The organism is Oceanobacillus chungangensis (assembly GCF_003369565.1).
GTDB classification, from domain to species: domain Bacteria; phylum Bacillota; class Bacilli; order Bacillales; family Amphibacillaceae; genus Oceanobacillus; species Oceanobacillus chungangensis.
The window spans coordinates 268,454-281,543 of sequence record NZ_PIOD01000016.1 but is presented as its reverse complement, the minus strand read 5'-3'; the positions used below and the strand labels follow the sequence as shown (position 1 = coordinate 281,543).

General features: G+C 38.8%; 13 protein-coding genes, 2 tRNA genes and 1 other RNA gene. 6 read left to right on the top strand and 10 right to left on the bottom strand.

The genetic code is table 11. The annotated features are described in order from the left end of the window. Positions 1-155 precede the first annotated feature (155 nt). An RNA gene (gene ffs / locus CWR45_RS14535) (signal recognition particle sRNA large type) lies at positions 156-421 on the bottom strand. 57 nt (positions 422-478) lie between these two features. Further along, positions 479-937: a tRNA adenosine(34) deaminase TadA gene (tadA, locus tag CWR45_RS14530; protein WP_115750575.1), complete on the bottom strand. Its 459-nt coding sequence runs from the start codon at positions 935-937 to the stop codon at positions 479-481. Between the two features lie 189 nt (positions 938-1,126). Between tadA and CWR45_RS14525 the strand changes: the two genes are divergently transcribed. After that, positions 1,127-1,660 carry a cysteine hydrolase family protein gene (locus tag CWR45_RS14525; RefSeq protein WP_115750574.1) on the top strand — a complete coding sequence of 178 codons (534 nt, stop codon included), beginning with the start codon at positions 1,127-1,129 and terminating at the stop codon, positions 1,658-1,660. A 67-nt stretch (positions 1,661-1,727) separates the two neighbouring features. Further along, positions 1,728-3,014, top strand: coding sequence for a glycoside hydrolase family 18 protein (locus tag CWR45_RS14520; RefSeq protein ID WP_115750573.1), 1,287 nt, complete (start codon positions 1,728-1,730; stop codon positions 3,012-3,014). 241 nt (positions 3,015-3,255) lie between these two features. Here CWR45_RS14520 and CWR45_RS14515 read toward each other — a convergent pair whose 3' ends face one another. Both CWR45_RS14515 and CWR45_RS20340 read right to left on the bottom strand, forming a co-directional pair. After that, positions 3,256-3,771 carry a type 1 glutamine amidotransferase domain-containing protein gene (locus CWR45_RS14515; RefSeq protein WP_115750572.1) on the bottom strand — a complete coding sequence of 172 codons (516 nt, stop codon included), beginning with the start codon at positions 3,769-3,771 and terminating at the stop codon, positions 3,256-3,258. A gap of 72 nt (positions 3,772-3,843) precedes the next feature. Then, a complete protein-coding gene (locus CWR45_RS20340; protein WP_281271859.1) occupies positions 3,844-4,059 on the bottom strand; it encodes a hypothetical protein in 216 nt (71 codons plus the stop codon). Positions 4,060-4,136: 77 nt separating this feature from the next. On the opposite strand from CWR45_RS20340, the gene CWR45_RS14505 reads away from it, so the two are divergent. After that, complete coding sequence (locus tag CWR45_RS14505; protein ID WP_115750571.1) at positions 4,137-4,460, top strand: DUF4870 domain-containing protein; 324 nt, start codon at positions 4,137-4,139, stop codon at positions 4,458-4,460. A 33-nt stretch (positions 4,461-4,493) separates the two neighbouring features. Here CWR45_RS14505 and CWR45_RS14500 read toward each other — a convergent pair whose 3' ends face one another. The 4 genes from CWR45_RS14500 to CWR45_RS14485 form a co-directional block, all read right to left on the bottom strand. Next, on the bottom strand, positions 4,494-5,000 hold the full coding sequence (locus CWR45_RS14500; protein WP_115750570.1) for a hypothetical protein: 507 nt from the start codon (positions 4,998-5,000) through the stop codon (positions 4,494-4,496). Between the two features lie 315 nt (positions 5,001-5,315). After that, the gene (gene acsA / locus CWR45_RS14495) at positions 5,316-7,031 is read right to left on the bottom strand and encodes an acetate--CoA ligase (RefSeq protein WP_115750569.1); all 1,716 of its coding nucleotides are present in this window, start codon (positions 7,029-7,031) and stop codon (positions 5,316-5,318) included. 653 nt (positions 7,032-7,684) lie between these two features. Continuing rightward, on the bottom strand, positions 7,685-8,914 hold the full coding sequence (locus CWR45_RS14490; protein ID WP_115750568.1) for a dicarboxylate/amino acid:cation symporter: 1,230 nt from the start codon (positions 8,912-8,914) through the stop codon (positions 7,685-7,687). Positions 8,915-9,069: 155 nt separating this feature from the next. Continuing rightward, positions 9,070-9,142: transfer RNA gene (locus CWR45_RS14485), tRNA-Arg, on the bottom strand. A 143-nt stretch (positions 9,143-9,285) separates the two neighbouring features. Between CWR45_RS14485 and CWR45_RS14480 the strand changes: the two genes are divergently transcribed. Both CWR45_RS14480 and CWR45_RS14475 read left to right on the top strand, forming a co-directional pair. Beyond that, on the top strand, positions 9,286-9,906 hold the full coding sequence (locus CWR45_RS14480) for a deoxynucleoside kinase (RefSeq protein WP_115750567.1): 621 nt from the start codon (positions 9,286-9,288) through the stop codon (positions 9,904-9,906). Positions 9,907-10,157: 251 nt separating this feature from the next. Next, entirely contained in the window at positions 10,158-10,838 is a 681-nt protein-coding gene (locus CWR45_RS14475) for a deoxynucleoside kinase (protein ID WP_115750566.1), read from the top strand. 101 nt (positions 10,839-10,939) lie between these two features. Here CWR45_RS14475 and proC read toward each other — a convergent pair whose 3' ends face one another. After that, a complete protein-coding gene (proC, locus tag CWR45_RS14470; RefSeq protein ID WP_115750565.1) occupies positions 10,940-11,752 on the bottom strand; it encodes a pyrroline-5-carboxylate reductase in 813 nt (270 codons plus the stop codon). Positions 11,753-11,991: 239 nt separating this feature from the next. On the opposite strand from proC, the gene CWR45_RS14465 reads away from it, so the two are divergent. Continuing rightward, positions 11,992-12,723 carry a GTP pyrophosphokinase gene (locus CWR45_RS14465; RefSeq protein ID WP_115750564.1) on the top strand — a complete coding sequence of 244 codons (732 nt, stop codon included), beginning with the start codon at positions 11,992-11,994 and terminating at the stop codon, positions 12,721-12,723. 57 nt (positions 12,724-12,780) lie between these two features. On the opposite strand, the gene CWR45_RS14460 is transcribed toward CWR45_RS14465, so the two are convergent. Beyond that, a tRNA-Ser gene (locus CWR45_RS14460) sits at positions 12,781-12,873 on the bottom strand. Between the last annotated feature and the right edge of the window lie 217 nt (positions 12,874-13,090).

Below are 13,090 nucleotides of genomic sequence, written 5' to 3'. Positions count from 1 at the left end.
GAAGTGTCGCTAGGAGCACGGGCACTTTCGCTGGACGTGGCCTCTATTGTCACGGGTATTCAAATAATAAAAAAATTTTATACTTTCCTATTCTGTAAATATAATAAAACCCCTTTGCCAATATGAATGACAAAGAGGTTAAAAGACTATGTATGCCGTGCACCCATCGTCGATGTGACGACCCTATGCGTTACTTAAGTTCATGGCTCGGCCTAGGCTATCCCGCGGCACACAGAGATATCCACTTACTGCTGCTTCCTTCCGGACCTGACAGGATTCATGGGTCTCTATTGCGCAGGACCTAAACGTCAACACCAATCCCTTAAGGCAGACCATAAAATCGCCCCACCTAAGATGGGAATTCAGCCTCGCTATAGCGGATTGCGAGTACAGGGCACCGCTACCTCCCCGCTTAGCACGGTAGTTACCATTATATCGATTATAAAATAAAAATGCAATGGAAATAACAGGATTTCGACTATTTTTTCCTTTTTCTTAGTTCCCGAAAGAAATTGGTTAACAACATTGCACACTCTTCCACAAGTATTCCGCTAGCAAGCTCGACTTGATGGTTAAACCGCGATTCATCCAATAGGTTCATTAGTGTGCCTGCACATCCTGCCTTTGGATCTGGTGCACCAAATACTACCCGCTTGATTCGTGATTGAACAATTGCACCTGCACACATCGGACAAGGCTCAAGGGTTACATAAAGTGTGCAATCCTCTAAACGCCAACTGCCAATTTTTTGATTCGCTTCTTGAATTGCAATGAGCTCGGCATGGGACAAGGTTGTCTGTGAGGTTTCGCGAATATTATATCCAGAAGCAATGATCTCATCTTGATACACAATCACCGCCCCAATTGGAACCTCATCTATCTCCTGTGCCTTCCTTGCTTCTTCAATTGCAGCCATCATAAATTTTTCATCATTCATTTTTATCACAACGTTTCATTATAGTTTTAATAGGAAATAGTTATATAGACTGTCTTTTAAATAAACCGAGGATTAACTTAGGTTGTCAATTGCTCACGGGCGAATCACTGGAAATAACATCGCTCAAATATTACAACATACAATTATTACCTAAGCCTAATGATTAATTTTATTTAAGGAGAAATATATATGAATACTTCACTTGAAAATACTGCTGTCTTATTTATCGATTTTATCAATGATTTTGATTTTGATGGTGGCGATAATTTATTACAGAACACCAAAGAAATTTTACCAAATCTCATCAAATTGAAAGAATTTGCAAGGGAAAATAATCTTCCACTCATTTATGTTAATGATCATTACGGAATATGGCAAGCAGACTTTCATAAAATCATCGAGCATTGTAAAAATGACCGAAGCCAGGAAATAATTGATGCACTAACACCTAAACATGATGATTATTTACTTATTAAACCACAGCATTCTGCATTTTTCCAAACACCACTACAATCCTTACTTTCGGAATTGGGAAAGACCCATTTAATCATCGCCGGAATTGCAGGTGACATTTGCGTTTTATTTACTGCAAAAGATGCCTACATGTATAAATTGACCATGTCTATTCCTGAAAATTGCATGGCATCAGAAGACAAGGATAATAATCGTTACGCACTACATTTAATGCAATCCGTGATGAAGGCAAATATTAGCCCATTTTAACTGGCATATCTTATCCCCTTGTATCATAAGTTGATAGTAAAGCATCCTTTATAAAGGGGGGAGAATCTTGCAAATTCATGTAGTAGCACAGGGGGATACCTTATTTGAAATTGCCAATACATATAATACACCTGTCACTAGTATCATCAATGCCAATGAACTAGATACCCCGAGTGAGCTCGTCGTTGGGCAAGCATTAGTTATTCCGATTGTTGGACAATATTATTTTGTTCAGCCTGGCGATACGCTGTACTCCATCGCAAGCAGATTCGGAATGACCGTTCAAGAACTAGCCCGGGTCAACAATATCGGGATAAACAATCCGCTATCAGTCGGATTCCGAATATATATTCCAGCCTTGCCTAAACGATCGATTACATCCAATGCCTATATTGAACCAACTGGCGATACTGTCTCAGCGACACTTGAAAATGCCGCTGCAAAAACAACCCCATATTTAACCTATCTTGCACACTTTAGCTATAGCGTCAATCGAGACGGCAGTTTAAATGCACCGCCATTAGGAAACTTAAAGACAATTGCTGATAGAAATAATACGGCATTAATGCTTGTTGTTACAAACTTGGAGGGCGGATCCTTTAATTCCGATTTAGTCCATATCATCTTAACCGTTCAAGCAGTGCAAAACAAACTACTTGATAATATTGTCAATACAGCGTCAAGAGAGGGATTTACCGATATACACTTTGATTTTGAGTTCATTCCCCCTGCAGATGGTGACGCTTATATTACATTTTTACGGAAAGCGAAAGAGCGATTCTCACAGGCTGGGTTACTAATGTCTGTTGCCCTGGCACCGAAAACGAGCGCCACACAGTCCGGCACACTATATGAAGCACATGATTATGAGGCAATTGGCGAAATAGCCGATTTCGTGGTCCTAATGACCTATGAATGGGGCTATAGCTATGGACCGCCAATGGCAGTGTCTCCGTTAGATCAGGTGAGAAGAGTTGTCGAATATGCACTGACAGAAATGCCCGCAGAGAAAATTTTATTAGGGCAAAATTTATACGGGTACGACTGGACCCTTCCTTTTGTTGAGGGGGGCAAGGCCGCGCGTGCCGTCAGTCCGCAACAAGCAATCGCCATTGCGCGAGAGAACAATGTTGCAATAGAGTACAATACAACAGCACAGGCACCATTTTTTCGCTACACAACTAATGAAGGCGTTCAGCATGAGGTTTGGTTTGAGGATGCTCGCTCAATCCAAGCGAAGTTTGATCTGATTCGTGAATTAAATTTACGCGGAATTGCTTATTGGAAACTCGGATTGGCGTTTCCCCAAAATTGGTTACTATTGAATGATCAATTTGAGATTACAAAGCTTTAAGAAAAAAGTGCGCTAAGACTCATTGTCTTAGCGCACTTTTTTTATTGCTCGATAAAATATTTGAATGCTGTGAATAATATAATTATCGAAACAGCCACGTCCAGCTCCAGCGCCTAGCGAGACTTCCCTCACCTTCGTACGATAAGTCAACATCGACTCCCTTTGATCGTCGTGTTTCCTTTATCTCCTACGGCTCAGTCCAGTCCGTACTTCGCTAAACGGGCGCTTCCGCTTTTGTTCTCTATTTCAACAGATTTAGCGACTCTCGGTTAAATGCCGGGATATCATCTGGCTGGCGACTTGTAACGAGCTGATTCTGACAAACTACAACTTCCTCATCCGCCACTTTCGCTCCGGCATATTCCATATCAACTTGGATTGACTTATACCCTGTTGCATCGCGGCCTTCTAATGTTTTTGCAGTAATTAACAGTTGCGGACCATGACAGATTGCGAAAACAGGTTTTTTCTCATCCATAAAGTGTTTTGCAAATGCGACATATCGATCATCTGCACGCAACTGATCCGGTGAAAAACCACCTGGGATAAACAATGCATCATAATCATTCGGATCTACATCATCAATACCTTTATCTATTGTAACGGTAGCTTCTTTATTCTTTCCTACCACTTGTTTCCCCTTTTCATCCGCAATTGTGATAATTTCATGTCCTGCATCCTTAAATGCCTTTGCTGGATTTGTAAATTCGATATCCTCGAACATATCTGTGATTACCGTTGCTATCTTTTTACCCATATAAGAATCTCTCCTTTAGTAGATAGTAGATACATTAATACCTCTTCCCTACTAGGTAAAAATAAAACATATTTACTCTATCCCCATGAGCTCCCGCAATTCATGCTCATTGTTAATTAAATCCTTCACCGTATATTGTTCAAGCACTTGAAAAAATGCGTGTAATGCCTTAGTATTTGGACCAGCTACTGACATTACAGCATAAATATTCGTAAGGAGACCTATGTACAGGTCTCCTTTTGCTTTAAGCTCGTACATCCGGTAGAGGCTTTCATACTTAAATATCATTTTGAATCCTAAAATATCTTTGGTAACATATACATGAGTTCAACAATCGTATTTATTATTAGGGAGGAATCTGGCAAATGCCATCAAGTGAAGAAAGAACACTCACGCTTCTCATTTATTTACTTAGCTTTCCATCTGCAATTTTAGTGCCACTTATTATTTGGTTAATAAAGAAAAATGAATCGGAATTTATTAATTTCCACGGAAAGGCTTACTTTAACTTTTTAATCTCTTACGCAATTTATGGAATTATCGCTTGGATACTAGTCCTCGTTTTAATCGGTATTATCTTACTACCGATTCTCGGAATTATGGCTTTCGTCTTTACGATACTAGCAGCAATAAAATCTTATAATGGAGAACATTACCGAATTCCTCTATCTATGCGATTTTTCGGTTAAAGTGCTGGGTTCAGCGCTTTTTTCTTTTTATTCTCATGTTTGGAAGCTCCCCACTACTTCTAAACGACGAAAGATCCCAGAGGGCGTGATGTACCGCTTCTTTTCAGCATCCAGATTATTCCCTAATAGATCTACATTTAGAGTTGTTCCAAAGTAATAGGCTTGCCAGATATATTTCGAGCAATAGTTTATTTTTATATCTGCCAAATCTCTTGTGTATTTATAGGCTTCAATACTACCGATATTAGCCTTTGCCCAACAAGCTGCTTCCTTGGCAATTTTTTTATCGGAAAATCTTAAAATCGTAAGCTTTTCTCCCTTTTTATGTCTGCTAAGATATACGGACATACGGTCAGCATGTCCTTTATTCCCCCATCGATTTACATGATATATTCGGCAATCTTCCCCTACCATTCCAACGTGACCGACAATAACAGAGGAAAATGCAAGTTTATGTGAATAAAGCACATCACCAGGGAGCATCTTTATGGTTGTGTCTGGATATAGAGGAACAGAGTCATCTGCTTCTGGATGGAACATCTCACATTCACCTCGAAAATCTTTCACTTTTATCATATAGAACAAAAGCGTAAGCGCCCGTTTAGTGACATACGGACTGCGTCCCACAGGATTTGGGGTGGTCGGTGTTGCGACAGGACGTCGCGTTTTTAACCGAACTTCCCCTTCAAGCGAATCGATGTTGACTTATCGTACGTAGGTGAGGGAAGTCTCGCTAGTCGCTGGGCGTGGCCTCTCCTGTCATCAGAATTATAACAGGAGATTTTTTGTACTTTCCTATAATATAGAAAAACATTGACTCTCGCCATGTTTAGGCGAAAGTCAATTGTCTTAATACTATTCCTCAAGTGTAGAAGTATCTCCGGTCGGTAATCCGAGCTCCCATGATTTAAGTAATCGACGCATGATTTTTCCACTGCGCGTTTTAGGTATGGAATCCTTCACTTCCATTTCACGTGGTGCTGCATGTGCACTCAGTCCTGTTTTAACAAACTTACGAATATCTTCCAATAATTCCTCTGAATTCTCATAGCCGGCATTAAGCGTAATGAACGCCTTAATGATTTCCCCACGTACTGGGTCTGGCTTTCCAATTACACCTGCCTCAGCAACAGCAGGATGCTCTAACAGCTTACTTTCAACCTCGAATGGACCAACACGCTCCCCAGAAGTATTAATGACGTCATCCAGTCGGCCTTGGAACCAGAAATAACCATCTTCATCTTTATATGCACTATCACCTGAAACATACCAGCCATTTATAAAATAGCTCTCATACTTACTCTGGTTATTCCAGATCTTACGCATCATCGCTGGCCATGGTGCTTTAATTGCCAAATTACCCATTTGATTCGGTGGTATTTCATTCCCTTCATTATCAACAATTGATGCCTCGATACCAGGAATTGGTTTGCCCATTGATCCAGGGTGAATTTCAAGGGACGGAAGATTTACAATAAGCTGTGCTCCCGTTTCCGTCATCCACCATGTATCGTGGATGCGTAAATTCAATGCCTTCATTCCCCACGTAATAACTTCAGGGTTAAGTGGCTCCCCAACACTAAGCAGATGACGCAACTGTGACAAATCATATTTATCCAGTACTTCTTGCCCACAGCTTACTAAACGTCGAAGTGCTGTTGGCGCAGTATACCAGACCGTTACTTTATTTTCCTCCAATGTTTGATACCAATCGTCTGGCGTAAATCTTCCACCACGTACTACATTTGTCACCCCAAGCAACCATGGAGCAAAAATTCCATAGCTTGTTCCGGTTACCCAGCCTGGATCGGCCGTACACCAGTAAACATCATCCTCTTTTAAGTCGAGTACCCACTGGGCTGTTGCATAATGTTGAATCATCGCGTTATGCACATGATAAACTCCTTTTGGCTTACCAGTTGACCCAGAAGTGTAGTGAAGGAGCATCCCATCTTCCAGATCGACCCATTCAATCGAAAATTCTTCAGATGCAGCGTCCATTTCTTGATAATAATCAATATATCTTTCCTTATTTTCAACATTGTTGCCGATGATAATAATTTTTTCTAAATTTGGCAATTCATCCTGTGGCACCCTGTCAATCAATTCAGGTGTTGTAATTAGTATTTTGGCTTCACTATCTTGTAATCTATCCCGCACTGCTTGCTCCATAAACGCTTCAAACAATGGACCAGCTATTGCACCGATTTTTAATATACCAAAGAAAGCAGCATAGAATTCTGGGCTTCTTGACATAAATAAAAATACCCGATCACCTTTATTTGTATTATATTTCTTTAGTACGTTAGCAAACTTGTTACTCTCCTTGCTCAACGTTTCGAAAGTTACCTTTTCTTCACGCTCTGGTGAAGAGTATGCTAGTGCAACCTTATCCTTTTTCTTTGGATTCTTCGCATGGCGATCGATTGCTTCATACGCGATATTCACTTTCCCTGTTTCATTCCAGCTGAAGTCCTTCTTCATATCTTCCCATGAAAAGCTTTCCCTCGTTTTCTCGTAGTCATGTAAATTATGATTTCCTTCTCTTGCTGGTATGACTTGCATATCCATCCAATCACTCCATCCAATTTTGAAATCGTTTACAAAAATATACTTAGCGAAATAATTAAAACATTTTGGTAACTATAATCTATTTTAAAACATTATGCGACAAATTCAAAGTATTTGTTTACAAAATAAAACTTCTTGACTAGGAATTTTAAGCTTCAACAATACTTAATATTGATTTCTACTGAGCGTACTTTTTTGTATATTTTTGTATATGGTAATACAACTCCTGGAAAACAACCTGTGATTGCTTCGTTGCATCAAGTAGCAATGCACGGGTGTGAAAGCAAACTAATCAATTCGCCATTAATTTATTATTTATATAAATGTAACGTAAGCTTAGGCGATGAGAAGTCTCCCGGAACGACCGCTGCGGAAATACACTACGCCAGGTTTTGAGCAATTGCTATCTTAAATATGAGCTCTCCCATACACGTGCAGTTAACTGTATAGTTGCCTATAGAATGCGACTTTCCGTTTGCTCCAATCAATATTGCTATTACGTCGCAATTTACATCTACTACACATAGGGTTGATTTACTTGGCGAAGCAACTACTTTTCGCTGGGGCAAGTAACTGCATTCCTACAAGTTTAGAAAACAGTCTAATATTAAAACAGACCAGCCAATCAAAATAGGGCTGGTCTGTCTAGTTATTTAAGCATTCTCTGCCTTAAGTTCTTTACGTCTTTCTCTTTCAGAAATAATAAATGCACATGCAGCATCGCCTGTTATGTTTAAAGAGGTACGTAGCATGTCGAGAATGCGGTCGACACCGATAATCAGTCCAATCCCCTCAACAGGTAATCCAACAGCATTTAATACCATTGCAAGCATGATTAACCCTACTCCAGGAACTCCTGCTGTTCCAATACTTGCGAGTGTAGCAGTTAGAATAATCATAATAATATCAGCGAATCCTAGTGTCTCAGCATATACTTGTGCAATAAATACGGTAGCAACAGCTTGCATAATTGCCGTTCCATCCATATTAATTGTTGCTCCGAGCGGCTGTACAAAGCTGCTAATCTCTTTTTTCACACCTAGATTTTCCTGAGCAACCTTCATAGAAACCGGCAACGTAGCATTTGAACTAGAAGTACTAAAGCCAACTGACATGGCAGGGAAAAATGCTTTAAAGAATTTTAATGGGTTTGCCTTGCCAATGCCCCAAATTGCGGCACTATATGTAATCGCTGCATGTAAGACCAATCCTAAAATAACGGTAATCATATACATTGCCATTGGTCCAATTCCACTCAGACCAGCTTCCCCAATTGCAGATGCAATTAAGGCAAAAGCCCCATAAGGAGCAGTCTTCATTATCGACTGGATTAACCACATAAACAGTTCATTTGCTTGTTCAAACAGCCGATGAATCCCATCTGTCTTCTCCCCTAGAAAGGCTAGTCCTATTCCTATGAAAATAGCAAATGCGATTATTTGCAGCATATCGCCTGAAGCCATTGAAGAAATTGGATTATCTGGAATAATATTAATAATTGTTTCCATTATTGGTGGTGCAGATTGTTCTTCATATTCGAGTGTATCTGTATTAAAGACACCAGGTTGACCAGGTTCCAGAAGAAATGCTAAACCGATGCCAATCGTTAATGCAATCGCTGTAGTGACAAGGAAAAAGGAGATTGTTTGAATGCCGATTTTACCCAATTTCGCTGGTTCCCCTAAACCAGCAGTCCCTAGAACAATCGATACGAATACAATTGGTACGACAAGCATCATTATTAGGTTAATAAAGATTTGACCAACTGGATCTAATACATATGTATTAACAGCGCTAAAAATATTTGTCGGAATATAACTTAATCCAACCCCAACGATGACCCCGGCAACAAGTGCTATAAGAATCTTTTTCGTTAGACCCATTTGCAAACTTCCCTTCTTCATTAGCTTATATATTAAGTCTGTGGAAGCTTAGGATTAGCCAACTGAGCTTATACAGTAATTTTTCTATTTCCTTTTTCCACCTTTTCTAAACCACCCTCGTAATTAAAACGCTTTCAATATTTTCTTAAAAAAAGTGACCCCGGCAGGATTCGAACCTGCGACACATGGTTTAGGAAACCAATGCTCTATCCCCTGAGCTACGAGGTCATAATTTTCTCTAATAATAAAGTATATTATACAGAAAAACTGAATTAAAGAAAAGTGTCATTTTTTCTCATAGAATATCTTGTCGAACTATGTTAAGATATTTAGCGTTGATTTCAGATGACGAATTGATTGGAGGTGTGGGTATGGCAGGAGTTCCCTTTATTGCAATAGAAGGTCCAATTGGGATTGGAAAAACCTCTCTTGCAACGAAGCTTTCTAACCATTTCCATTTTCATTTATTACAAGAGATTGTCGAGGAGAACCCGTTTCTTGGCAAGTTTTATGATGACATTGAGGCATGGAGCTTCCAAACAGAAATGTTCTTTCTATGCAACCGATTCAAGCAATTAGAAGATATTGGGGAGCAATATTTAAATATAAATAAACCGGTCATTGCCGATTATCATATATCGAAAAACATGATTTTTGCAAAACGCACATTGGAGAAAGATAAATTTGAGAAATACGAGAAAATCTATCGTATTTTAACAGAAGATATGCCTACTCCAAATATAATGATTTACTTGCATGCTAGTTTAGATACCCTTTTAAAGCGTATTAAGCAGCGTGGAAGGGAATTTGAGCAGAATATTGAAGTTACCTACCTAGAACAGCTGTCGAAGGACTATGAGCAGTATATGGATGAATTTGAAGTACTCCATCCTGACATTCCTATCATTCGAATTAACGGAGACGAGGTTGATTTTATACGCCATCAGACAGATTTAAATCAAATTATCACCTTGGTGAGTAAGCAATTATAACCTAAAGCTAAAAGCTAGTTTAGCGACGTACGGACTGCGCCCCGCTGTTTGGGGTGGTTCGACTTGTTGAACATACCTTCGTAGGGGATAAAGGAAACTCTTTGGGAGCGTAAGCGAAGCGATGTTGACTTATTGTACGGAGGTGAGTTAAGTCTCGCTAGGAGCACGGGTGTTGGAGCTGGACGTGGCCTATCTTATCAGGAGAAATTATAAACCAAGTAACGAATACGAATGAATAAAGGAGTAAAAAAATGAATCTTCGTGAGAAATATCATATTCCAAATGATAGTGTCATTACAATCGCTGGTACGGTTGGGGTAGGTAAGTCTACCATGACAAATGCATTAGCAAATGCTTTAAATTTTAAAACCTCTTTTGAGAAGGTAGATACCAATCCATATTTAGAAAAGTTCTATGCTGACTTTGAACGGTGGAGCTTCCACTTACAAGTATACTTTTTAGCAGAACGCTTTAAAGAACAGAAGAAAATCTTTGAATATGGTGGCGGATTTATTCAAGATCGGTCAATTTATGAGGATACCGGGATCTTTGCAAAAATGCATTACGACAATGGTACAATGTCCGAAACAGATTATGAAACGTATACGAATTTATTTGATGCAATGGTCATGACTCCTTATTTTCCACATCCTGATTTACTGATATATTTGGAGGGGTCACTAGATGAAATATTAGAGCGAATCCAAATACGTGGACGTGACATGGAGAAAGAAACGCCAATTACTTATTGGGAAGAAATGTATGGGCGTTATGAAAATTGGATTAATAACTTCAATGCTTGCCCTGTTCTTAGAGTAAATATTTCCGATTATGATTTAATGAAAAAGGAAAACTCAATTGAACCAGTACTGGAAAAGGTTGGACATTTAATTCAACATTCGAGACAGTTTATTAGAAAACCGAGCCTTTAGGCGAATTGCCTAGTTGCGCTTATGTAGAAAGATATATGAATATACTTTCTTTACTACCAATAAAAAGATAGGTGCTTATAATTTTATGAGCACCTATCTTTTTAGTTTTTTCCTAATTCCATTGAGCGATCTCGTGCACGTTTCAGAGAATCAATGACAATTGTTTGGAAATCCTTTTCTTCTAATCGTTTAATCCCAGCTTCTGTTGTTCCTGCCGGACTTGTTATTTTCCTCCGTAGCCCAGCAGCAGTTTCTCCAGACTGCCTCAGCATTTCACCAGCACCAAGAATCGTTTGTGTAATTAGTTTATATGCGATCTCTTTCTCTAATCCTGCTTCAATAGCAGCCTTCTCCATTGCTTCTACTAGATAGTAGACATATGCTGGTCCACTTCCAGATACTGCTGTCACAATATGCATGTCATCTTCTTCTACAATGGTAGTAATACCAATCGATTGAAAGATTGACTCAACGAGCCTAACTTGTTGCTCTGAGGCAAATTTTCCTGCAGTAATTGCAGTTGCTGAATAGCCAATCGATGCTGACGTATTTGGCATTACGCGTACAATAGCTGCATCAATTCCTATTTTAGTTCTAATCGATTCAGTTGTCACACCAGCGATGACTGAAATGATTAATTGATTTGGATTCAAATAAGCTTTAATTGACTCTAGTGATTCCTTGACATTATTTGGTTTTACAGCAAGCACAACAATGTCAGCATATCGAAATGCCTCTTTCTTATCAGTCGTACATTGAACCCTATAATCGTTTTTCATTTGCTCTAGTCGTTCCTGATTACTTCTATTCGTAACAATAATTTGTTCCTGATTTACTACTTCGGATCGTATCATTCCAGAAATAATCGCTTCCGCAACCGATCCAGCCCCTAGGAAGGCTATTTTCTTATCCATCAAATCCCTCTTCCATCTAGTAAACTTCCTTCAAATTGGTTAATTCATTGATTGTCAATAACATTATTTCATTTAAAAGATGAAATGAATATCCATTATTATGTATAACTGATTATTTTGAACTATATTCGTTCATCCCTTTTTTGTCAAGATGAAGAAAGGGATAAAACCGTCTTTGCTTTTCAATTTTTGATATAATTTACTTAGCTTTATTTATAAGTAAGAAAGGACAACTAGAGATGGAACAGGATTATGTACAGCAGTTAAAGGAAATCAGAGATGAATTAACACGATTCATGATGACATATAAATTTGGCTTACGGGAGATGGATACAAAGTTAACGATTTTAAAAGAGGAGTTCCAGCATTTTCATGATTATAATCCAATCGAACATATCAAATCGCGGATTAAGTCACCAGAAAGTATTTTGCAAAAGGCCCACCGTAAAAATATTGAGATGTCGTTAGATTCGATTAAGGAAAATATAAGAGATATCGTCGGTATTCGGATTGTATGTTCCTTTAATACAGATATTTATAAGATAAGTGACATGATCCAAAAACAGAAGGATATTACGTTAATTGAATGCAAAGATTATATAAAGAATCCAAAACCAAATGGTTATAAAAGTCTGCATCTAGTATTAGCTATTCCTGTATTTATGTCTGACCGGGAAGAACAGGTATATGTTGAAGTCCAAATCCGTACAGTGGCAATGGACTTCTGGGCTAGCCTCGAGCATAAGATTTATTATAAATATAATAAATCTATTCCGAATCACTTAGAATTGGAATTAACGAATGCAGCAACAGCTGCAAATGAATTGGATTTGAAGATGGAACGGCTTTATAAGGAAGTAGCTTATATTAAGAAACAAGAAGCATCTGATCATGATAACTACTTGGAAATTGATGAGGGGAATTTACAAATACCAAAGCATTTTCTAGACTCTTTCCTAAAGAAAAAGTAAAAAAACCGTTACAAACTGTAACGGTTTTTATCTATTTAAGTAATTTAATTCGTTTAATGGAGGAGGTAGAGGGATTCGAACCCCCGCGCGGTTTGACCCGCCTGTCGGTTTTCAAGACCGATCCCTTCAGCCGGACTTGGGTATACCTCCGTAGCGACAAAATATAATATATCATGTCAAATTTCGGTTGTCAATATTTTTTCGACATTTTTCCCCTGATTATTCACTTTCCCTTATGGATTATTTTTTCATGTTTGTTGTTATTTTGTATAAAGTGCGAACTAGATTGTTTAGCATTTGCTCTCAGGCGTCTCGCTCCAGAAATACACTTCGCTTTCCGCGGGGAGCTGGTGAGCCAACTTGTGCT